Below are 23464 nucleotides of genomic sequence, written 5' to 3'. Positions count from 1 at the left end.
TACTGTGTTGATTACAGTAAATTTTATCTTTAGACTAAAACAGCAGGATTATTTCATCCTTGATAAATCCTAAAATAATGTTTATATATTTAGTTAGTCCGCGCAGGCGGACTTTGTTTGTGTAGCCAAGCCACTGCGTTGGGCGGCTCCGCCGACTTGAAGCATGTGGCGCGCGACTTCCAGTCGTCAGGGCTTAATGTGCCACAAATCGAGATGAAACTGCTTTCAATTTCAAGTTAGTAAATTGGATGATTGATTTTATCAAATCTCGCTGTTCTGGTTGTAAGTCTAGTACTTCCAAAGCTTGATAATAATTCTTCCCCTCCTTCAGATTATGGGCAAATTGACCACGTTGTGATGAGGTTAAAACAGCTTGAATTTCTTTGTCTCTTCTGTGACGTACAGCCTGGAGTTGTTGGCGATGTTGAGGAGTGAAATTAAGCTCAGAAGATGAAGCAAAATTGTTGGCAGATTTGGCAATAATTATCCCAGCGTTAGCATAGTTTTGAACTGGTGCAGCCAAAGCAATTCCTGGTAACAAGAGAACAAAAGCCAAAATACTCAATAACACAGAGAAGCACTTTGTCAAGTTAATTTTCATTTTTAATAAATCCCTAAATTTAGATGCAAGGCTGAGATATAGTCAAGCAATTCTCTATCTCAGAAGGTGCTAACCCAGCTAAAAAGTATTATTTAGGCTGAGATAATCCCAAAAAGTAAATTATGCACTGTTTTCTGCCTCATAAGACAAAAAAACATCACTTTGCTGGCAAAGATGGGTTGGGAGTGAGAACAAGATGATTGGGTTGTCTCTATAGTTACCTTAAGTTATTGATAATAAAGAAAAATATATAACTCCTATTAGAATTACAATCTTTTATATTTTCCGACTCACAGCTATCATCAAAATCATTAGCTGAGGTGATAGTCATGAATACCCAAGAATTGGAAACAGTTGCTATTGAAAGTGTGTCAGAAGATGCCGTAATTGATTTAGAGGCGGCTTTTCAGGAATCCCATGTACAGGAAATTTTAGATCAGTTAGACCAAGAGTTAGTCGGCTTAAAGTCAGTCAAAAACAAGATTAAAGAAATGGCTGCCTTGTTGCTGGTTGACCGCATCCGCAAAAGTCTTGGTTTGACTGCGGGGCCCCCTAGCTTGCACATGACATTTTTAGGCAACCCAGGCATGGGTAAAACTACGGTGGCGATGCGGATGGCAGAAATTCTCTATCGTCTAGAATATATCCGCAAAGAACACGTTATGTTAGTGACGCGAGATGATTTAGTTGGGCAAGGTATCGGTCAAACTGCACCCAAAACTAGGGAAGTGTTAAATAATGCGATGGGTGGTGTGTTGTTGGTTGATGAGGCTTATACTTTATTTCGCCCAGATCATCCTGGAGATTTTGGTCTAGAGGCGATAGAAATTTTAATGCAGGTGATGGAAAACCAGCGTGATGATTTAGTTGTAATTCTCGCTGGTTACAAAGACCAGATGGAGAGATTTTTTCACAGTAACCCTGGCATGAATTCCCGCATCGGGTTACACATTGAATTTAACGATTATTCGGTCGATAATTTGATGATTATCGCCCAAGCGATATTAAAGTCGCAGCATTATAGCTTTAGCCCCAATGCGGAAAAAGCTTTCGGTGAGTATCTAATTAGACGGAAAACCATGCCCCATTTTGCTAATGCTCGCAGTGTCCGCAATGCTATAGATAGGGCGCGATTGCGTCAGGCTAATCGATTATTGGGCAGTGGTAAGCGTTTAACAAAGCAAGATTTAATTACTATTGAGGCTGAAGATATCCTCGCTAGTCGAGTTTTCCAAGAAGGTGTTCCCGATTGCGAAACAGAAAGTTGAAAGAACCTCACCCTGGTTTTGCTATCGCTTTACCTTTCCCTCTCCTTGCGAAGGAGAGGGATGTCCGTCAGGACAGGGTGAGGTTTTTCAAGACTTTTGGGTAATCGTATAACTTGTGTGTGCACGGTAGCCTTACCAAGCAGAGGGATGTTTGTTAGGACTTTTTGAGGTTTTGGGGGGGCTTTGGGTAATCGGATAACTTGTGTGGACAGGGTAACGTTCTTTACGGGGAGGTGTTAAGGGATTTACTCTGATTTTTTCATTCTGTTAATTTCTTGTTGTAATTCTTCAACTTGACGGCGCAAATTTTCTGCTTCACTTGCGGCAGTTTCAACCGATACATTGACTGAGCCGGAAGCGGACGATCGCGGATAGTTCCCTTGGCGAATTTGCTGATATTCTGCTGATACTGCCCATTCCCGCAGATAATGCAAGCGTTCCACAGGGAAAGGATGACTGAGCATCATGCCTTGAGCGCCGTTGTACATCAAAAATTTATATACTTGATTCAGTCCATCTTCATCTAATGCCTGATAATTTTCTGATTGGCGGATAAATTCTTGTAAACTACATTCGTTGGCATATTTGATACTACCGCCAGAGAGTTTCATCATTGTTAACATCACTGGGTTTAAGTCATCCATCACCAGTAATGCGGCGCGGTCGGCGGTTAACTCGGCTTTTCGTCGCCATTCAAAAAAGGCATATATCAGGGCTTGACTCACAAAATTGCCGATGCCAAAGGTCAATTCACCTAGGGCGGAAGCAGCACCCATCGCCCACATTGCCATTTGAATTAAAATAGTATGACCACATTTAATATGCCCCAGTTCATGGGCTAACACAGCCCGAATCTCGGCTTCGTTTAGTAAGTCTAGTAACCCTGTATTGATGACTATGTAAGGATTCTCTTGTCCCAGGGCATAGCTATTTACTTGGGCATCTTGTGAGACAAACAAGGCAGGCTCTGGGTAAATGTCCAAATCCCGCACACATTCCCGAAATATTTGGTAAATAGTGGAGTATTGGCGCGGCCCGACTTGGATGCTGTTGCCCATTAAATAGACTAACTGAGGGCGTTCGTAGACAAATTCCACAAATTTACGGGCGATTAAATCAAATCCTGGTAAGTTTCGTAAAGCTTGCTCGGCTTGGCGATCCAGTGGATGCCTGAAGGCTTCGCTGGAAATTCCTGTGTAAGTTGGCATAATTTAGGGTAGTTGGTCAGTGGTCATTGAATGCAAGGCTTTTGGATTTATTCCCTAGTGGAAACTAGAGGCCAATCTCCAAAAAATCTAAAATCGGCTTTTCTTCAATCTAAAATTGGTATGGTTAGCAGTTAGCGATCAGTGGTCAGCAGAAAGACAACTGGCAACTAACAACTAACAACAGACAACATAATAGAAATGGGGCTATTGGAACTAAAAATCACTTTGTATGGGATTAAAAGCGTGTGATTGAGGCAGAAGTTCATTTGTCGTTACATAACTTCCTGCGATCGCAGGCGGGGTTCCCTTCCTGGCCCCATCATTTGACGATGGCCCGGTTGGTAGCACGCGCCTTGCGCCTGGGACGTAGCGCCTTAATTCAAGTAGGGGCGGTTTGTGGCTATCAAGGTCGGTATCGCACTAGTTTTGTAGCATCAGCGTTAATGTGGCATGGCCCTGTAACTATTGTGGCCCCAGAAGCGGTTGGGCAGCGTTTGCTGCGAGTGGAAATTCCCCGGCTACAGCAGTGGTTGCCAGCCAACAAACCCATCAGAACAGGTGAGGTTTGGCCTGGTTCTGATTTCCGAGGCTTACTGTTGACCTCTCCGGAAGCTTGGTTAAAAGGACTACTAGCTGATAACGATAGTTTTCCCCAAGGCATTCCTACAATTATTGATGGGGTCGATGATTTGGAAGATTGGGTGCGTGATCAGCTTACCCAAGATATTCAACCCTATGATTGGGAGCAACTCATGCTAGCTTGTCCCCATCAAGCTGAGGTAATTCGCGAAGCACGGGTGCAACTGACACGGGAATTGTTTCAGCATCCGGCGAATCCCTATGAGTGTTATCTGATTTCCCAACCAGAAACCGAGATTTTAAATCGGCTGTATTGGGATTTAGATCAAACTTGCCTCCCGGATTCCTGGAAGCACTTGTGGCACCAATTCCACAACACCAATGAAAAGTCTTCTCTCCATAGCCCCATTCCTACCTCCCCTCCCCTCTTTTGGGCAACTATTGACCGTCGTCAAGGTTTATTTTCTTTGCACTACGCTCCAATAGAATTAGGGAAAATCCTCTCGTCTATTTGGCAGCGCCAACCAGTAGTGTTAATTGGCAGCGCTTTAGAATCGGAAACTGAGGCTCCTCTGTTCCGTCAGCGTCTGGGTGTGGAGGATGTCACTTGCCTGCGGTTCTCTGCTGATAGCCAAGGGGAAGCTATTCAACTTTATTTGCCCCATAAGTTACCCCTACCCAACACGCCAGAATTTCAAGCAGCATTTATTCACAAAGTCCGCACACTGCTGTGTTTGAGTGCTACTTCATCAGGATTGACGGTGGTATTAGTGGGGGATGTACCACTTAAGTCTCAAGTAGGGGCAATTCTAGCGTCGGAGTTTGGTTCGCGGGTGCAGGTAGAAAAAACTTGTTTGGATGAAAATGGTATTTTAATCAGCGGTTGGGAATATTGGCGAGAGCATCAAACAGTCTTGCCTGCGCCCCAGCTGTTAATCATTGCGACGTTGCCTTTGCCATCTCTAGAAAATCCCTTGGTGGCTGGTAGGGTAGCTCACTATAAGCGATCGCATCAAGATTGGTTCCGTTTATACTTATTGCCAGCTGCTTTAAATGAATTACAACGTGCGATCGCACCCGTGCGCGAAAGTCAAGGTATCGTTGCTTTGCTCGATAGTCGTGTGGTTAACCGTAGCTACGGCGCTCAAGTTCTCGCAGCCCTTAGTCCTCTAGCACGCATTAATTATCTCGATCCAAATCTATTTTCTCAGACTAATGAAGAAGATTCGACTAATGACTAATGACTAATGACTGTAGCCATGATGTCTGTCAATATAAAATGAGAGCCTAAGTTAAATTTTGAATTGCTGATTATGGGTGAAGCAAAGCGTCGTAAAACCACACTTGGAGAAGAATACGGTCAAGATACCCGGATCTTATCCTGGGTTCCCATCACCAAAACTCAAGCTGAACAATTTGTCAACTGGACTACTCGCGGTGCCTGGTTCGGCATTGGCATTATGGTTGTAGGATGGATAACCATCCGGTTTATTGGCCCAGCTTTCGGTTGGTGGCAAGTAGTCGCGTAAATTGTAAATCTTTATCTCCATCTAAAGATTGCGCGACTGATCAACTGTAATCTATCCTCCATCCTCAAGTGGATTTTTCTTCTTGAGGAAACTCACAAAGGCGTTAGTCATCCAAATATATCAAGGAATTTTAGCCTAGACAACGCTTACACCCCCAGAGAGCGACGAGAAGCAGCTATGCATCCGCACTTTATTGTTTTTCGATCAGATGAAAATTTTTCTGCTCATATTGCAACTTGTTCAGGATAATCCCAAAGAAAGCTTTTGTCGCTTAACAAAACTTGTTCTGGGTAATCCTGGAAAACTCCAAAAATGCTGCCAATTAGGCAACAACACGCTTCTGAGTTTAGTTATTCTCAGTATTAAGTCTCTGGCTTTTGGTTTTTACATTTGCCCTGATCCATTAAGTACATATACTGTATAAGCAGTCACTATATATTTAATTATCAGTTCTCATCTAAATCTCAAATCTCAAAGGAGCAAGTTCATCTGCCAAACTCCACATATCTTGGAGAATTGGGCCCTCATGTACTCTACCTATTGTTGGGCAATACCGAATCTATGTTAGATATGCAAAATTTAACTAAGGTGGCAGGACTTACTAAAACGGCGTAAAGTCGCGTTAGTGTCTCTCAATAGGATGAGTTTGGCTGCACATTGCCTATAAAAGTTTAGTATGTAGCTTTTCTTTATTTGACTAGTGCTAAATTTGAGTTACGCTAAAATCTGATCACCGCCAGCAAAAATCTACCCTGACAGAAATGTCTAAAGACAATGTTAAGTTTAGTAATTCTGTCTGATAATTTGAATTTTCAAACTGAATAGTTTGATACGGCAAATAAAACTGTTACCTATTACCCTAAGCAAGGTAGTTAATTAACGAAACCAAGATTTTCTGGCAATTGTAATAAATAGTTTACAATACCAGTGAATGAGAAAATCTAAAGAAAATATAAAAGAGACTAAAATGACTGTGGTGTCTGGAGGAAAAAAGTGTTTCTGCGACTAGCACATCAACATCGACAATTCGTCCAAGACTTGGTGATGAACCTGCAAGCCTTGGCGGTTGTATTAGAGCGGCGTGGTTATCCTGCTTCCTGTTATACCTGTGGCGACCAAATGAATAGTGCTTCTTTTATGGTTAGCTTGGGAGACAATCACCTGATTCGGTTCTTAGTATCCGATTACGGAATTACTTGGACTGAGATGCGGGATGACCGCGAATTAATGAAGTTAGAGGGAGCGGAGGCAATTAATCAGTTAGAGGAACTGGCTAATCTTGTCAAGCAATCTATGCAACCCTCTACAGGTAATAAAACCCTTGCCAAGAAGTACTAAGGTTGCAAAGGTTGATAGCTAAGAAAGTTAGTCCTAAATTACCGAAATGCGCTTCTTGACTTTGCTGTCACGTATTTTTCAGCCTCTGCCAAACACTGATGATCAGGAGTAAAACCCACTACCCATCAAAATCAAGAATGTCCAATAGTAAAGTGGCTGTGGTGATAGTCACCAGTCATCAGATGGATTGGCGCTTTTTTTAGCTGGTCTTGCCTGGGCTACTATGGTCAGACCTTCCCATAGGGTGAACTCGGCGATCGCTACTGCCAAATAAAATCATGAATTTTCTGGCTGACTCGTCATCATCTAAGGGAAAATCTTATTGATGCAAACTATTTCTAGGAATAATTTGGCACAGACAACCCCCTAAAGCTAATAAGCTGTTGGGCTTTTAATTTGAACATCAAGGGCGGGCAGGATGCCCACCCCACAAGAGTTAGATTGAATGATGGTATGCACATTATAGGATTGTCAGCTTAAATGATCAGATTTGAGTGCTTGGGAAAAGTAAAAATTTTACAACTCACCTAGATTTTGTGGTATTCCAGATATAGAAAATTCATAGCTGCCGCTAAGAAAATTTAAAATGTCTGAAGAAAAACCAAGCCAACCAAAACTACCATCAACCAGCGCCATAGACAGTCAGTCAAATTGTTTATTTGAGAACTGGTTTGAATATCCCATCAGAGTACAACCTCACCACACCGACTATGCAGGAATTGTTTGGCATGGTTCCTATTTAGCTTGGATGGAAGAAGCACGGGTAGAATGCTTGCGATCAATAGGTATTGAATTTGCTGATTTAGTAGCCTTAGGCTGTGATTTACCAGTTGTAGAATTGTCAGTGCGCTATCACCGTTCAATTCAATTAGGTATGGCAGTGGTGGTAAGAACGCGCATGACTGAGGCGACTGGTGTCCGCATTAATTGGCACTATAGGATTGTCTCAAATGATGGACAACAATTATATGTTACTGCCGAGGTGACCTTAGTGGCAGTAGATCGTGAACAAGGCAAGATTATGCGCCAGTTACCTGCGAGTGTTAAGAATGCGTTGGCAAAGGTTTCAGCATCAATCAGCTAATAGCTGGAGGTGAAAATTTTGCCACTTGACGCTTTAGCCCTCTCAGTTGCTCACAAGTGTCTTTGACACAGTCTGAGCAAACTGAGTAATTTGATGCAAAATATCTTGCGGCGTAATTCCAAAACCAACATTTAACAATATCAGAATAGCAGCAACAGTCAATGCATTGCTTAGGGTCGTTTTCAGCACTTTCCACAATATTGTGAAAACGATCCAAGCTACAATCAAGGTAATAATCATATTTCAATTCCTTGAAAAGCGCTCTTATTGAAGAGATTTTTTTTCAAACAGGGTAAATTTTGATTTCCGTAACGATTACCGCTGCAAAAGCTCTGCACCCAAATTTTATTTACTACTATTGTTGAGATGTTTTAGTAGAGATTTTTTTGGGAATCATCACTGCCTCAGTATACCCTAAAGTGTGACGATAAATTCTGTCTCAGAGAACTTTTTTCGGAAATTCCTGAAAATATTTTTATTCCTTCGTAGATATATAGATAAATTATGAATTGCCAGGGAAGACAGTGCTGAGGGTGGTTAGCAGTGTCTTCCTGTGATTCAGATGTTTAATGCAGAGAAATAAGCCGAGAGGGAGTTGCTAACTTTTCAGTTGCCGCTAAAACTTCTCCTCTTGCCCAGTTATCTGCTGCCAAAATGTCATCTAAAGAGGGATTGGTGCGGTTATCATTTTGATGGCGATCGCATACCCATTCGATAGACCGAGGAATATCTAAAAATTGAATTTTCTCTTCTAAAAATAAGGCCACAGCTTGTTCATTAGCGGCATTCAACACAGCTGGCATCGAACCACCAGCCCTACCCACAGCATAAGCCAACTGCATACAAGGATATTTTTGATGATCTGGTTCGCGGAAGGTTAAATTTCCAGCTTTCACCAAATCTAGTCGTTCCCAGTTAGTGTAGATGCGATCAGGCCAAGATAAAGCATAGAGTAGGGGTAAGCGCATATCTGGCCAACCGAGTTGGGCTAAAACTGAGGTATCTTGCAACTCTATCAGCGAGTGAATAATGCTTTGGGGATGAATCACAATATCGATATTGTCATAATCTAACCCAAACAGGTAGTGAGCCTCAATCACTTCCAATCCCTTATTCATCAAAGTTGCAGAGTCTACGGTGATTTTTCGCCCCATTGACCAATTAGGATGCTTGATGGCATCGGCAACTGTCACTTCTGCTAACTTTGCTACATCCCAATCCCGGAAAGCGCCACCAGAGGCAGTGAGCAAAATCCGCCGCAAACCTCTTTTGGGAACACCTTGGAGACATTGAAATATAGCAGAATGTTCGGAATCGGCAGGTAATAGTTTTACGCCATGCTTGGCAACTAGGGGGAGAACTACAGGGGCCCCAGCGATGAGGGTTTCTTTGTTTGCTAAGGCAATATCTTTACCCGCTTCAATCGCGGCGATTGTGGGTAGCAACCCTGCACAACCAACGATACCTGTAACTACTGTTTCTGACTCACCGTAGCGGGCGACTTCTATGACTCCAGCAACCCCAGCCAGTAAAATTGGTTGGGGGTCGAGGTCTTTAATGGCTTCTCTGAGTGCCGGTAATTTCTCTTCGGCAGAAATCGCGGCTATTTGCGGGCGAAACTGCCGAATCTGAGCGGCTAACATCTCCACATTGCGCCCAGCTGCCAATCCAACAATCCGAAATTGGTCTGGATACTGAGTGACAATATCTAAGGTCTGAGTACCGATTGAGCCAGTGGAACCAACAAGAGTAATAGCTTTCACAATTTCTTAAGGATTTACAGATAATTCCAACTATAAATTGCTTGGGACTCATTCATCACAGCAATTACCACAATCGCTACGGCTTCATAGGCAGTAGATAGCTATTATCTAACTCCTATTGCTAGTAGTAGCCTGTATAGTTACCTCCAATGAAGTGACTAGTTAAGTAGGTATTTACCTATTGTGGGATATTTGCCATAAAATTGGATTTACGGAATATTACTGAGAAAATCTAGGGTTGCCTCCACAATTAAGAGGATATACAAAGGAGTAGCGGGAAACACTCAAGCCTATGGCTAAAAATAAGATAGTTATAACAGAATTTTTATGGAAAAGTGATTTCCTCTTTCCCGCTGTAATGTGGCTTTTCAGCCGAATAATCATCTGGTCTACCATGTTGCTGATTGCACCAAAGCTGCCATCACCCGTGCCGGGAATTGCGCCGCATTTTGGCTGGAGTATTTTTGATGCCTGGGATAGTGTACATTATCGGGCGATCGCTACGAACGGTTATGAATTCATCAATGATGGTAAACAACATAATCTGGCCTTTTTTCCCCTGTTTCCTTTATGCATCTGGGTTTTGATGACCCTAGGGTTGTCATTTGAAGTAGCAGGCACACTGGTAAATAACCTGGCATTTTTGGCGGCCCTTTACTGTTTATATCTTTGGCTGAAGGAGCATTATGACACCAGTACAGCGAAGTGGGCGACTGCTGTAGTCTCTTGGTGTCCAATGTCGATGTTTACAGGGGTGATTTACACAGAGGGGCTGTATTTATTTTTGAGTACGGCAGCATTGCGGGCATTTGATCGCCAACAATATGGTTGGACTACACTGTGGGGAGCAATGGCAACGGCCACACGTCCCACAGGAATGGCACTAATTCCAGCATTTGCGATCGCCGCATGGATTGAACGCAGACCCCCCATTGCCTATATTGCGGGTTTAGCAACTGCCATCGGACTAATACTCTTCAGTTTCTATTGTGCGATTCATTTTCACAACCCTTTAGCTTTTATCGCCGCACAGCGGGGATGGCGTCCCTCCCTAGGATTTGATTGGCAGGGTTGGTTAAATATGCTGATGCAAATTCCCTTTGGTTTTAATTGGTATTATGGTTGGGTTCACAGCCCAAATGGTGGGATTAAAGACCTCACCCATCCCCTATTGTTTAGCATAATTGTGTGCAGTGCTTATGCTTTATGGCACTTCCGTAAACATTTGCTTTCTGTGAAACTAGTCTATGGCTTTTACGTTTTAAACTTATTTTTGTTAATCCTGGCAAATGAACAGTTGATCAATAACTTGCTCAACGTCTTCATGCTGTTGGGTGGTGGTTATATTTTATGGTGTTTACGCAGGCAACTAACACCAGTTACTGTTATCTATGGCTTTTGCGGTATCGGGTTGCTGCTAGCATCTGGCGGTACCATATCTTTGAGTCGTCTCGCTTACGGTATTGTGCCCCTGAGTGTAGCTATAGGCGTGTTGCTATCTCGTTATCCGCGTCAGGGATATTTAGCCTTGGGCTTGTTTGTGACATTACTTGTCAAACTAGCTGTAGGATTTGCCCAAGAACTTTGGGTTGGATAAACGACAGAACAATTTTCTTATAAAAGCTCCTATTTTTTAGTTAATATCATTGACTAAAACAAGAATTGTCAGAGAAATTTTCTTACCTCTCTCTTTATTCTCTTTCCCTTGGCTTTCTTGGCACGGCAGTTGCTACAAGGTGGGGAGCCTCCGCAATGCACTGCCTCGCCTTGGCGGTTAGTTAAGACAATAATTTTTAATGCCTACGGCAGGCTACGCCAACAGGAATCAAATAGGATTGCTATATAACCTTGTAATTAAATAGCTTGATAGATTAAAGCGATGATAATTGTTGGCGTGCCAGTCACTTAGAGTACATTATTAAGATGAATCAAGCTAAAAATATAATTAGCAATAATTTATTATTTGTTCTAGCAATATGGTGCTTCAGTCGAATGGTTATCGGCATTTCTATGTTGTTAATTGCGCCTTTACTCGCCACACCATCTACTGGTGTTGCCGCAACTGTTAGTTGGGATGTATTCTACGCTTTCGATAGTGATTTCTACGAAAAAATAGCAACTCATGGTTATGAGTATTCAGTTATCAAAAAACAATATTCTGTTGCCTTTTTTCCCTTATTTCCCCTGTTTATCAGGGGACTAATGAGCCTTGGCTTACCTTTTAAACTGGCAGGGATATTAGTAAATAATTTGACATTTTTTGGAGCGCTAATTGTATTGTTTTCTTGGATACATGAGCGTTATGGCAAGAACGCGGCACGTTGGACAATCGCTGTCTTGGCTTGGTTCCCAATGTCTTTATTCGGCACAGTTATTTACTTCTGTCAAAGTAGAGTATGGTTTTTATGCGTTAATTTTATTTTTGTGGCTACTAGGGGGTGATCCTTTGATTAACACAGTCACAGTTTTGGGTGGTGGTTATTTGTTATGGCACTTACGCGCTCACCTTACCCCCATCACCGTAATTTATGGCTTCTGCTCTTTGGGATTAATTTTTGCTTCTGGAGGAACTTGGTCACTGAACCGGATCACTTACGGTGTTGTTTCATTCAGCGTAGCCTTGGGTATACTGTTATCTCATTATCCTCGTTGGGGATATGCAGCTATGGTTTTCTTTGCCCTGTTACTAGCAAGCTTTTCTGTGCGATTTGCCCAAAATCTTTGGGTAGCATAGCGGCTTAATCAAAGGAAAAAAATAGTTAATTGAGTAGGTGGGTGTAAATATTTGTCCTTGGGATTAAGCACAAGGCAACAGGGTTTTCGACTAATTCAGATTTATTTACACACTTATATGTATTTATGTTTTTCTATTTAATTGATGGTGAAATTAGGGTAAAACCTTCAGCTATGCCTAGAGCTTTACTATTAGGTAAATTTATTTTTTGTAAAGTGGCATGATCTAACAACAAATAAGATTTGTTTGCCCACATTTGTTGTAAAACTTCAGTAGTTGCAGAAATAACTTGGCAATCGCAGTAAAAATCTAAACTAGGACGGCTATAACCAAAAGAGGTATAAATTTTGGTTCTAGGTGAGATATTTGCCTGAATTAAGGCGGCAACTGGTTTGACGGGGAAGGCTTCATTTAACTCCCAAATCCAGGACTGAGAACTCATCAAAAGTGCTAAAACTAAATACATTCCAGAGAATAAAACGGGAATAAATTGGCGATCGCCCTTTTTAACCAACCATGCGGCAATACCCATACTGATTGCCAAAACAATACTCAGAGCAATTAAGACAGGCTGAGATTCAGAAATGACAAAGTAAACACAACCGCCTAAACTAGCGATCGCGATCGCTGCCAAAAATACCACCCAAGTTCGCCCCCTAAAATGTCGTTGCTGCCAAACTTCACTCAGTTTTGCCCCCATTGCCAAAGCTAAAAATGGATACACAGGCATTACATACCACGGCAGCTTCGTTTTCATCAAAGAGATAGTCCCTAAGTAAACAATCATGCCGATAAGAACTAGACAACCCCAGGTAGTATGGCGTTTTTTCCAAGCTAGATAAAACCCTCCCGGCAAAAATAACAGCCAGGGAAAAGCATATTTGAGTAACTCAATTAAATAGTACCAAGGAGGCCCACTATGACCTTCAACAGATTGCACAAGACGGTTAAAGGTTTGGACTTGAAAATTGACTTGTAAAAAATTCCCCCCATAATGTTGCCATTGGGCTATATACCAAGCAAGGGGTAAAGCATTGCCAAAAAACATTCCTGCCCATAAATAGGAACTTTTCAACAAAGCTAATTGTCCATCTGCCAGGAGAAATAAAAATGCGATCGCCCCCAGCAACAAAACTATCATCCCCTTAGTGAGAGTAATTAGCCCTAGACAAATGCCCACACCCAAAGCCCACCTTTGGTGATGACGTGCTTTTACAAGACAAAATAACAACATCAAAAAAAAAGTAACACTTACGCCATCTAGCATCGCCAATCTTCCATGTCGCACCACAGGCAACATTGTCAAGTAAACTAAAGCAGCAAATAAAGCTGGTAAAGTTTCGGTAAAAACTAAACGCCCCACCAAGAAAAGCAAAGGCACACCCAAGGCGGTTAATACAGCGCTAGGTAAGCGTGTTGTCCACTCATTAACCCCTCCAAGGGAGTAAGAAAGAGCAATCAGCAAGTGTATCAGGGGTGGCTTATTATGATATGCTTCACCGGACAAGGTAGGGTAAAGCCAAGCCATTTCCGCGACTGGCGATCGCCAAATATCACGGGCAACCAGGGCTACAGTACCTTCATCCCAGTCTCGCAGGGGGGAATTTCCCAAAAAGATCAGCCACAGAACCAGAGATCCTACAAGCAAGCTCAATAGCCATTCTTTTTCTTTGAATGGACGCATATGTGAACTACCCCAAACAATGAGTTAATTGTTTCCTTTGACACTCCGGGTTAAAACCACGGATATTCGGTAAAGAGTATCCAGTTTAACGACTAAATGCCCCTGGGAAATGAGAAACTATATTGAGTTGATTTTCGTCTATCTATTTTTAGAGAAGACAAAAGAGAGTATCAGCTAGTTAAAAATTTAACTTTTTCTTAAAAAGGAAACAATGGGTGTCAGCAGTAAAATAAAAACTATTAGCAATACACCTAACAATTCATTAGCTGCTTTTTGGCTAAATACTCTGCCCCTGCCGAGCAGTTATCCATGATGATCAAATAATTCACTAGCTCACCTTGTTGACAAAGGCACAAAACCAGTAGGCAACTACGGAGTATAGAAACAACGGTTGAGCAGATAATCTGCTTCTATAAGAGAATTGTTAAATTTTCTGAGGTGCGCTGAATTAACCTTGATTGCTATTGATTACAGATAGCAGTAAGTAGTAAAAAATATTATATGAACAGTGGCTATCCCTAGCCAGGCAATCTAAAAATTTGAGTAAGTCTGTATAATTTATCTGCTTGATTTCGGAATTTTTGTAAATCTAGATTTCAATTTGCCGAATCATCAATATCCAACTGGGTATCTAATATCTAGAAGAAATGTGTTATAACCTACCGTCAGAACCGTAAATGATGGTTCGACCCTTGAAGGAGCTATGCAGTGGAAAAAAATAAGTCGTTTTTTTGGCCCCAGGGAATATTAATTATATTAGTTGTCTTAACTGGTAGTTTGAGTTTGGGACTGATGATGCTTTTAAAGCCAAACGTCTCTGATGCTCAAAGTAACCAGAATGTAAATGTGAAGGATATAGCTGCCAATGCAGGAACTCAGCAGCGTATTGAGGAATTGAAGGCAGCGATGCTCACAAGTTGGCAGCTAGAAGCCCAAGCCAAGGGCATTGCCTACGATGTGCCAAAACGCTTTCAAGGGGCAACGATTACGACGGCAAAACTCTCTCCAGATCAGAAAATAATTGCTCTCACCTTTGATGATGGCCCTTGGCCTGGCACAACCACCCAAGTGCTAGATATTCTCAAAAAAAATAATATCAAAGGGACATTTTTTGTCGTTGGGCAGAACGTGAAAAATTATCCAGACCTGGTGAAGCGGGTGGTAACAGATGGTCACACCATTGCCAACCATACTTGGCATCACTGGTATCATTACATGAATCCACAAACAGCTGCCTATGAAATTGACAACACCACTAACTTGATTTATAAAATCACTGGCGTAAAAACAAGTCTGTTTCGTCCACCCGGAGGAATGATGCACAATGGAGTAGCTGCTTACGCTAGAAACAGCAAGTATGCCATCATTATGTGGTCATCTGACTCCGTAGACTACTCACGTCCTAGTGTATCAAAGTTGATCAATAACGTCTTCAGAGAAGCAAAACCTGGTGGTATTGTGCTGATGCATGATGGTGGCGGTAATCGTTCCCAAACTGTCCAGGCTTTACCAGAAATCATTAGCAGGTTTCGGAAGCAGGGTTATAAGTTTGTCACTATCCCAGAACTTTTAGACATGCAAGATAAAGAGCAAAAGTTAATCGCCTCCAGCAGCACCAGGGTAAACGCCAAAAAGAAGTAATTGGTAATCAACGTAAGTTGCTAGTTATTTAGTTAGGGCTGTAATGGCTAATAGGTAATGGGTAATAGTGTTTTTTCTCTACCCCAATTACCTATTACCTATTTCAGGGACTACAGCCGCCTAACTAGCAACTTGGGTTAATTAGTCATTAGTCACTGTTAACTGACTAATGACTAATGACTAATGACTAATAACTAATCAACTGTTTTTTCTCAGTCCCAGCTTCAGGATTTGCTTCTGGACTTTCAGCTTCAGAAGGTGGAACTAACTGCCAGAACTTGGGCAAAAATTCTTGCCAGTTTTGCAGAATGATCTTCGCCTTTGGTGAACCAGTGCGATCGCTATGAGTTTTAATTAATTCATAGAGTTGTTTCGCCCCTGCTTCTGTAATCACCCGTTGGGTTTTGACAATTGCCCGATTGACTAACTCAGGTAATAAACCATCTTCATCCAAGAAGTAGGCTAGTCCACCAGTCATCCCAGCGCCTACGTTGCGTCCTACTTTGCCGAGGACGACAATTACCCCACCAGTCATGTATTCGCAGCAATGATCTCCAGCGCCTTCAATCACGGCTATGCCTTTAGAGTTACGCACAGCAAAGCGTTCTCCGGCTAAACCGTTGGCAAATAACACGCCACCAGTAGCACCATAGAGGCAGGTATTGCCAACTATCACATTTTGTGCAGGGTCGTAGGTGGTATTTGCTGGGGGCTTAATGATGATTTCACCACCGTGCATCCCCTTACCTACGTAGTCATTAGCTTCGCCTACTAGGGTCAGGGTCAGTCCAGGGAGGTTGAAAGCGCCAAAACTTTGCCCTGCACTGCCGTGGAAGTTGAGGTTTATTTGCCCCTCAAAGCCGCTGTCACCGTACTGCTTGGCTATCGCCCCTGCTAATCTGGCGCCGACTGTTCTATCGGTGTTGACTATGGGGAAGGTCTTGCTAACAGTAGACTGGTTGCGAATTGCTGCTTGAATTTCCCCATCGGCCAGTATTTGGTCATCCAAAACTGGGCCGTTGCTGTGGACTTCCTCATGCACCAACCAGCTACGGTTTGCTTGAGAATTTGGTAGCTGAATTAAGCAATCGAGGTTGAGTGATTGGGTCTTGGTGAGGTGTACATCTTGGCGCACTGTTAATAAATCAGCCCGGCCAATCACTTGGGATAGGGAACGGTAGCCAAGTCTCGCTAACAGACTTCGCACTTCTTCAGCAATGAAGTAGAAGAAGTTGACAACATGTTCTGGCATTCCTGTAAACCGTTTCCGCAGTTCTTCCTTCTGGGAAGCGACACCCACGGGGCAGTTATTTGTGTGGCAAATCCGCGCCATAACACAGCCTTCGGCAATCATGGCGATGGAGCCAAAACCGAATTCTTCACCGCCCATCAAGGCAGCGATCAATACGTCCCAGCCACTTTTTAGACCGCCATCTACACGCAAAATCACGCGATCGCGCAGGCTATTTTCCATCAACACGCGATGGACTTCGCTTAAACCGAGTTCCCACGGAGAACCGGCGTGTTTAATAGAACTGAGCGGTGATGCTCCCGTACCGCCATCATGACCGGAAATCTGGATGATATCGGCGTTAGCTTTAGCTACACCAGCGGCAATTGTACCGATACCTATTTCTGCAACTAGCTTTACTGACACCTGTGCTTTGGGGCTAATTTGATGCAGGTCAAAAATCAACTGCGCCAGGTCTTCAATGGAATAGATATCATGGTGCGGTGGCGGTGAAATCAGTGTGACACCAGGCTTAGAGCGCCTTAACATCGCAATGTAAGGGCTAACCTTGGGACCTGGTAGTTGTCCGCCTTCCCCAGGTTTTGCACCTTGGGCGATTTTGATTTCAATTTGTTTGGCGCTGGCTAAATACCCAGGTGTCACACCAAAGCGTCCTGAAGCGACTTGCTTAATAGCACTAGAAGCGGTGTCACCATTCCGCAACCCTTTTAAGTGGGGTAGGGTGGGTGAGTGACCAGAATCGTCAACATCATTCAGGACTTTGTAGCGCACTGGATCTTCCCCACCTTCCCCAGAGTTCGATTTACCGCCAATGCGGTTCATGGCGATCGCTAAAGTTTCATGTGCTTCCCTTGACAACGCCCCTAAAGACATACCGCCAGTGCAGAAGCGCTTGAAAATATCACTGATTGACTCTACTTCTTCTAAAGGAATTGAGGTGCGATCGCCCCTAAAGTCCAGCAAATCACGCAACGCCGTTACAGGTCTGCCTTTCAGGTGCTGTTTGTAAACTTGGTAGTGGTCGTACTGCTTACCATCAACAGCCTTATGCAGCGCCTTTGCCAGTTCTGGGCTGTTGCTATGGTACTCACCGCCGGGACGATATTGCACAAAACCCAAGTTTTCTAACTTCTTGGTTGTCAGTTCCGGGAAAGCCTTGCTGTGGAAAGACAGCACTTCTTGAGCCAGTTCGCTAACACTCAAACCACCGATGCGGGAAGTTGTACCCTGGAATCCCAGTGCTAACAAATCTCCACCAATGCCAATAGCTTCAAAAATTTGGGCGGCTTGATAGCTGGAGAGCCGAGAAATTCCCATCTTCGAGAGAATTTTCAGTAATCCTGAATCTACCGCTTGGCGATAATTTTCTATAGCTTGCTCTAGGGTAATAGCCGTAATTTTCCCCCGCGCCATAAACTGTTGCGTCTTCCCATCAGACCACCAATCGCGCACCGTGTCTAAAGCCATATAAGGACAAATTGCACCAGCCCCGTAGCCCAGAAGACAAGCAAAGTGATGAGTACTCCAGCACTGAGCCGTGTTCACAATCAAAGATGTTTTCATCCGCAACCCTTCGCGGATCAGGTGATGGTGGACAGCACCCACCGCTAACAGAGGGGGAATGTAGGTGTATTCAGTGCTGATTCCCTGATTACCTCGCTCAACAAGTGGGGTTGGGGGGATCTGATCGCTCAAAATCAAAATTTTCGCCCCAGCCCGCACCGATTCCGCCGCTTGCTCTTGTAAAGATGCAACTGCGGCAAATAATCCTTCTGGCCCAGCAGCAATTTCAAATAAAGTTGACAACTCAGCACTCGCCAATCCTGACAGCGTAATTGCTGACAACTCCGCCTCAGTTAGGACTGGAGACTCTAACTTCAGTCTCCGGGCAGATTCAGGCTTTGGTTCTAATAAGTTACCCCGCTCACCCAGTTCGACTTTCAAAGACATCACTAGCTTTTCCCGTAGGGGGTCAATGGCTGGATTTGTCACCTGAGCAAAGCGCTGTTTGAAATAGTCATACAGTAGGTGAGGCTTTTCTGACAACACGGCTAAAGGAATATCATCCCCCATACAGAAAGTGGCCTCTGACCCTGTACTGGCCATAGGCTGAATCACCATTTCCACATCTTCTGTGGTGTAGCCAAAGGCAATTTGCTGCTGGAGTAAAGCTTGTCTATCGATTTTTTCAGTCGTCAGTCCGTTGCCATTAGTTTGGTTGTAGTTACCATTACCATTGCCATTGCCATTACCATTGACAACTGACTTTACGGGCGCGGTTTGCCCACCTTTAACCAATTGTTTGAGTTCTTGGCGATGCTGTCGCAACCATTCCCCATAGGGATGCTTCTTGGCGATGCGCTGCTTAATTTCCCAGTTTTTCAGAACTTCATTGGTTGCTAAATCCACAGCAATCATTTGTCCTGGCCCGAGTCTACCTTTCTCCAGAATGTCGGCTTCTGGGAAATCCACTACCCCTGCTTCGGAAGCGACAACGATGTAATCATCTTTGGTGATCACATAGCGAGCTGGTCTTAAGCCATTGCGATCTAGGGTAGCCCCAACTTTTTGCCCATCACTAAATACTAAAAGTGCTGGCCCGTCCCAAGCTTCTTGCAGACCGCTGTAATATTCGTAAAAATCAACAATTTCTGGATAATTAGCCAAAGAAGGTTGATTTTGGTAAGCCTCTGGCACCATAATCATTAGCGCTTCTAGGGGGCTGCGTCCAGAACGCACCAGTAACTCTAGCACGTTATCTAGGGTGGCTGAGTCACTATTGTCAATGTGAACCAATGGCTTGAGTTCGTTAATGCGATCGCCCCATACTGGATGATTCAAGCTAGATTCTCTTGCCATCATCCAGTTAATATTACCCAACAGGGTATTGATTTCCCCATTGTGACCTAAGAGCCGCATTGGCTGGGCTAGAGGCCACTTGGGCATAGTGTTGGTACTAAAGCGGCGGTGATAAACGGCAAAACCGCTCTTGTAAGCTGGATTTTTTAAATCCCTGTAAAACTCTCCCAATACAGCAGAACGCACCATCCCTTTGTAGACAATTGTGCGACTCGATAAGGAGCAGACATAAAATTCCTCAGAAATGTTTTTGGCAGCTTTGATAATTCGGCTGCGGGTAATATAGAGTTCCCGTTCCAGTTCATCGCCGCTTTTATCAGCAGAAGTCAGAAAAACTTGTTCTATCTGGGGTTGATTTTCCCTTGCTTGTACCCCCAGCAAATCCGGCTGCACTGGGACTACTCGCCAACCCAGTACAGTTAATTTTTCCTCAGCAGCTAATTGCTCAACTATTGCTTTAGCTTTTTGGGCTGCTTGGGGATCTTGTGGCAAAAATATCATCCCCACAGCCAAGCTATTTGTGGAATAAAAATCAATCCCCCCTAGGGCAGACTCTTGTTGGAACAACCCCCAAGGAATCGCTGTTAATATTCCTGCACCATCACCAGAGTCTTGGTCAGCGCTACAACCCCCTCTGTGTTCTAAGCAGGTCAAAGCTACTAAGGCTTTGTTGACAATTTCGTGGCTAGCATGATTTTGGCGATGGGCAATAAAACCTACACCACAGGCATCTCGTTCCTCCACTAACCACTTTTGTCCTAGGTAGGTATCTCTGGCATGAATATCCGATAATGTGATGTTCTGACCCTGATTCATTGGTTTATTCTTCATACCCTGTTCCTGAAAATGTTGAGTTACGGATTTTGCCGCTACTGCTGAAAAAAATCTCTAAATTTTAGCGATGGAGAAAAACAAAATCACCAAAATTTAGGGAAAAAAAATTTTAACTTCGGGTTTACATTTTGTATCACCAGTGTTAAAATAATCGCGCTTATTCTTATGTGTTGATGCACTGTTAGAAATATTACCTTTATCCGGACAGTCTAATTGCCCGGACAGCTTTTTATTTATATCGTCAAGCTAAGTATTTGCTCAATTCTCTTTTTCCAGATAAGGGCTAGTTTTCAAGTAGAACCTACCTTGGCTTACCTGAAACAAAACTTAAACTGAACAGGTGACTGCTTTGAATACCGCAATTATCCTGTTGCAGCAACAAAATCAGCGTAGTACACCAGATGCCCATTTGACAATTCCTACCTAAAATATCTCTGTTGTCGTCTATATTTTTGCTGCTTACCGATTGCCACCTGTCTGACTAGCTAGACCTCAGCAGCCATTGATGAGCAGGGAATATCTTCATCCAACTTTGATAAAGTCAGACTATTGCTATTATAGTCTGCTAGGAAATGGTGTCATTTATAACGCTTAGTTCTATGGCTCTTAGGGGGTTTCATTAAACTTATCCTTTCATTGGCGGTTCCTGATCCAAAATCTACTCGTTAGATGCGTAAAATCGGTGCTTTTTGGCGACATCACCCACCAAGATATTCGGTGAAAACGAGATTATATAAGCCGCCAACTAGCGTTGGAACCGCCAATTTTGGACAGGTTTTTCCCAAGGTAAAATTGCTGCCTGGTTTCTACAAGAGATAACAATCCAATATATACAATATCACATTTAGTTAAAAGCAAGGTGATGATTTTTTAAGAGTTTCAAATAATTGGTTAGGCTGCACCTAGGGTGATAATTTGCAAAAGTATTTCATAAATGATCGTAAAAATGCCAAATTGTTGCCGACGAGGATACCTCAGTAAGTTTGCCCTGATTAGCAATAGCAGATTTTTTCAGGTGACTGTGTTGCCAATTGTGGCGATCGCACTTTGCTTAACTGCTACCCACCCTACTAGCGCTCAACAGTCCCCAACAAACGCCAAACCAAGACCCGGCGCCACTTCCCAGTCACCTGCACCTTCTGGTAATCAAATTTCTCTCAATGGTCGCACCTTGCCAGGGGCTTGGTTGCGGCCCTCAGGAACTGCTGGTAAGGTAACAACTTATCTCAGTGATGGGGTGCTTAGGCAATTGATGGGGGTAGATTTCTTAAATAGCAGCAATCCTGCCAAACAACCAGTGCAGTGGTTTTCGTCAGTTACAGCACCCCTTGCGCTCAACACCAAGCTGCTAGGAGGATATCGCTATCTAGATATTACTAATTTGGCCCAAACAGCAGGATGGCAGCTGCAAGCTAATGGCAATACCTTGGTGATTTCCACCAAGCAAGGGAAAGTCACAGATGTGCTTGAGGGAAAACAACCTGCTGTAGGAAACGCTACGCGAACAGGTAATCGGGTTGTTGTCAATTTAGATCGCCCAACTCCTTGGCAAGTTACCCCAGGTTTACCGATTAGCAAGCCCCCCGACCCCAATATATCGACACCCAAACCCGCCGCACCACCCAATAGAGAGTGGAAAATTACTCTGGATGGCATAGCAGATCCTACCTTGATTCAACGCTATACTCCCCAGCTACCTGAGCCATCACCAACAGCACTGCCAGACCAGCTCAAACAATTACCACCAACATTACCAATCTCTGAACCACTAATTCAACAAGTGGAGGTAGTGAATAACCAAACTATTATCCGTCTGAGCGTTCCCTTTGGTCAGTCTTTGCAAATTAGCTCTGTCGCTAATCCCAATCGCCTGATGATCGATATTCGACCCGATGCTTTGGTGGAGCGAAATATTACCTGGGCACCGGGATTGCGTTGGCGTCAGCGGTTAGTCGATTTAGACGCAGAACGCTTTCCAGTCACCTGGTTAGAAATTAACCCCCGTGAAGGCGGGCTAAAACTAAAACCCCTGTGGGCGAACCCCGAAACTCTGGCGGGAACTGCCCCTCTGATCCAAACTGCACAGCGTTACTTAGCGGCAGGGGCGATTAATGGTGGTTATTTTAACCGCAATAACAAATTTCCCTTGGGGGCAATTCGTCGGGCTAGTCAATGGGTGTCGGGGCCAATTCTCAACCGGGGTGCGATCGCCTGGAATCACTCAGGTCAATTTTACTTTGGTCGCCTCACCTTGACAGAAAATTTGATGAGCGCCAATCACCAGCCCTTACCAATTCTCTTTCTTAACAGTGGCTACGTCCAGAGCGGCATTGCCCGTTACACTCCTGTTTGGGGAGCTACATACACCCCCCTAACTGATAACGAAACCCTCCTAGTTGTCCAGAAAGACAAAATTACCAATCAGCTATCCGGCGGTAAAGCTGGTGAAACTGCCGTTCCCATTCCCCAAGATGGCTATCTTCTAACTTTACGCGGCAACACTGCCACTACCTCATCACAGTTACCTATTGGCACAGCAGTCAGTATCGCCAGCGCCACTACTCCCGCTGATTTTAGCCGTTACCCCTACGTTGTGGGAGCAGGGCCACTGTTAGTCCAAAATCGTCAAATTGTCTTGGATGCCAAAGCCGAAAAATTCAGCGATGCCTTTATTGCCGAAAAAGCAGTTCGCAGCGGCATTTGTACCACTTCCACAGGCACCCTGATCATTGCTGCCGTCCATAATCGTGCAGGCGGTTATGGCCCTACCTTGGCAGAACACGCCAAATTGATGCAGGCTATGGGCTGTGTGAATGCTCTAAATTTAGACGGCGGTAGTTCTACCAGTCTTTACTTGGGAGGACAATTACTCGACCGTTCTCCTAGTACTGCGGCTCGTGTTCACAACGGTATTGGTATTTTCTTGGAACCACGGTAATTGATCATTGATCATTGGTCATTGATCATTGATCATTGGTGAGCCAGTGCGCAGAACCGTCTTGTTTCCACGCCACGTGCTTTAAGCCGGGGAACCCGTCCAACGCAGTGGCTCCCCATGAGCAACTGGCGAACCCGAAGGGTTATTGGTCA

At 43.8% G+C, this 23464-nt stretch carries 16 protein-coding genes; 10 read left to right on the top strand and 6 right to left on the bottom strand.

Going from position 1 to position 23464, the window contains the following annotated elements; all coding sequences use genetic code 11:
* Positions 1-193 precede the first annotated feature (193 nt).
* A complete protein-coding gene (locus tag H6G32_RS21505; RefSeq protein ID WP_190461952.1) occupies positions 194-601 on the bottom strand; it encodes a hypothetical protein in 408 nt (135 codons plus the stop codon).
* Between the two features lie 329 nt (positions 602-930).
* Between H6G32_RS21505 and H6G32_RS21500 the strand changes: the two genes are divergently transcribed.
* A complete protein-coding gene (locus tag H6G32_RS21500; RefSeq protein ID WP_190461950.1) occupies positions 931-1869 on the top strand; it encodes an AAA family ATPase in 939 nt (312 codons plus the stop codon).
* 245 nt (positions 1870-2114) lie between these two features.
* On the opposite strand, the gene H6G32_RS21495 is transcribed toward H6G32_RS21500, so the two are convergent.
* Positions 2115-3077: a M48 family metallopeptidase gene (locus H6G32_RS21495; RefSeq protein ID WP_190461948.1), complete on the bottom strand. Its 963-nt coding sequence runs from the start codon at positions 3075-3077 to the stop codon at positions 2115-2117.
* 245 nt (positions 3078-3322) lie between these two features.
* On the opposite strand from H6G32_RS21495, the gene H6G32_RS21490 reads away from it, so the two are divergent.
* The 4 genes from H6G32_RS21490 (at position 3323) to H6G32_RS21475 (ending at position 7607) form a co-directional block, all read left to right on the top strand.
* Positions 3323-4897, top strand: coding sequence for a helicase C-terminal domain-containing protein (locus H6G32_RS21490; protein ID WP_190461946.1), 1575 nt, complete (start codon positions 3323-3325; stop codon positions 4895-4897).
* A gap of 72 nt (positions 4898-4969) precedes the next feature.
* A complete protein-coding gene (locus H6G32_RS21485) occupies positions 4970-5185 on the top strand; it encodes a DUF2839 domain-containing protein (RefSeq protein WP_190461945.1) in 216 nt (71 codons plus the stop codon).
* Positions 5186-6178: 993 nt separating this feature from the next.
* Complete coding sequence (locus H6G32_RS21480) at positions 6179-6523, top strand: DUF1815 family protein (protein ID WP_190461943.1); 345 nt, start codon at positions 6179-6181, stop codon at positions 6521-6523.
* 586 nt (positions 6524-7109) lie between these two features.
* Entirely contained in the window at positions 7110-7607 is a 498-nt protein-coding gene (locus H6G32_RS21475) for an acyl-CoA thioesterase (RefSeq protein ID WP_190461941.1), read from the top strand.
* Between the two features lie 42 nt (positions 7608-7649).
* Here the strand turns inward: H6G32_RS21475 and H6G32_RS26880 are convergent, their stop codons facing one another.
* Together H6G32_RS26880 and H6G32_RS21470 are read right to left on the bottom strand one after the other, a co-directional pair.
* Complete coding sequence (locus tag H6G32_RS26880) at positions 7650-7847, bottom strand: hypothetical protein (RefSeq protein ID WP_242046676.1); 198 nt, start codon at positions 7845-7847, stop codon at positions 7650-7652.
* 326 nt (positions 7848-8173) lie between these two features.
* On the bottom strand, positions 8174-9370 hold the full coding sequence (locus H6G32_RS21470) for a 1-deoxy-D-xylulose-5-phosphate reductoisomerase (protein ID WP_190461938.1): 1197 nt from the start codon (positions 9368-9370) through the stop codon (positions 8174-8176).
* A 292-nt stretch (positions 9371-9662) separates the two neighbouring features.
* On the opposite strand from H6G32_RS21470, the gene H6G32_RS21465 reads away from it, so the two are divergent.
* The 3 genes from H6G32_RS21465 (at position 9663) to H6G32_RS27320 (ending at position 12104) form a co-directional block, all read left to right on the top strand.
* Positions 9663-10967 (top strand): mannosyltransferase family protein, encoded by a 1305-nt coding sequence (locus H6G32_RS21465; protein WP_190461936.1) that lies wholly within the window; start codon positions 9663-9665, stop codon positions 10965-10967.
* A gap of 326 nt (positions 10968-11293) precedes the next feature.
* Positions 11294-11812 (top strand): hypothetical protein, encoded by a 519-nt coding sequence (locus H6G32_RS27325; RefSeq protein ID WP_309232621.1) that lies wholly within the window; start codon positions 11294-11296, stop codon positions 11810-11812.
* A gap of 4 nt (positions 11813-11816) precedes the next feature.
* Positions 11817-12104 carry a hypothetical protein gene (locus tag H6G32_RS27320; RefSeq protein WP_309232619.1) on the top strand — a complete coding sequence of 96 codons (288 nt, stop codon included), beginning with the start codon at positions 11817-11819 and terminating at the stop codon, positions 12102-12104.
* Positions 12105-12237: 133 nt separating this feature from the next.
* Here the strand turns inward: H6G32_RS27320 and H6G32_RS21455 are convergent, their stop codons facing one another.
* Positions 12238-13788, bottom strand: a complete 1551-nt coding sequence (locus tag H6G32_RS21455; protein ID WP_190461934.1) for an ArnT family glycosyltransferase — start codon at positions 13786-13788, stop codon at positions 12238-12240.
* 708 nt (positions 13789-14496) lie between these two features.
* Here H6G32_RS21455 and H6G32_RS21450 point away from each other — a divergent pair.
* A complete protein-coding gene (locus H6G32_RS21450; protein WP_190461932.1) occupies positions 14497-15429 on the top strand; it encodes a polysaccharide deacetylase family protein in 933 nt (310 codons plus the stop codon).
* A 187-nt stretch (positions 15430-15616) separates the two neighbouring features.
* On the opposite strand, the gene H6G32_RS21445 is transcribed toward H6G32_RS21450, so the two are convergent.
* Positions 15617-20371 carry a glutamate synthase-related protein gene (locus H6G32_RS21445; protein WP_190461930.1) on the bottom strand — a complete coding sequence of 1585 codons (4755 nt, stop codon included), beginning with the start codon at positions 20369-20371 and terminating at the stop codon, positions 15617-15619.
* Positions 20372-21320: 949 nt separating this feature from the next.
* On the opposite strand from H6G32_RS21445, the gene H6G32_RS21440 reads away from it, so the two are divergent.
* Positions 21321-23312 (top strand): phosphodiester glycosidase family protein, encoded by a 1992-nt coding sequence (locus tag H6G32_RS21440; protein WP_190461928.1) that lies wholly within the window; start codon positions 21321-21323, stop codon positions 23310-23312.
* Positions 23313-23464: the final 152 nt, after the last annotated feature.

It is taken from the genome of Cylindrospermum sp. FACHB-282, from assembly GCF_014697195.1.
Taxonomy (GTDB): Bacteria; Cyanobacteriota; Cyanobacteriia; order Cyanobacteriales; family Nostocaceae; genus Cylindrospermum.
This window is presented reverse-complemented; position numbering and strand designations above follow the sequence as displayed.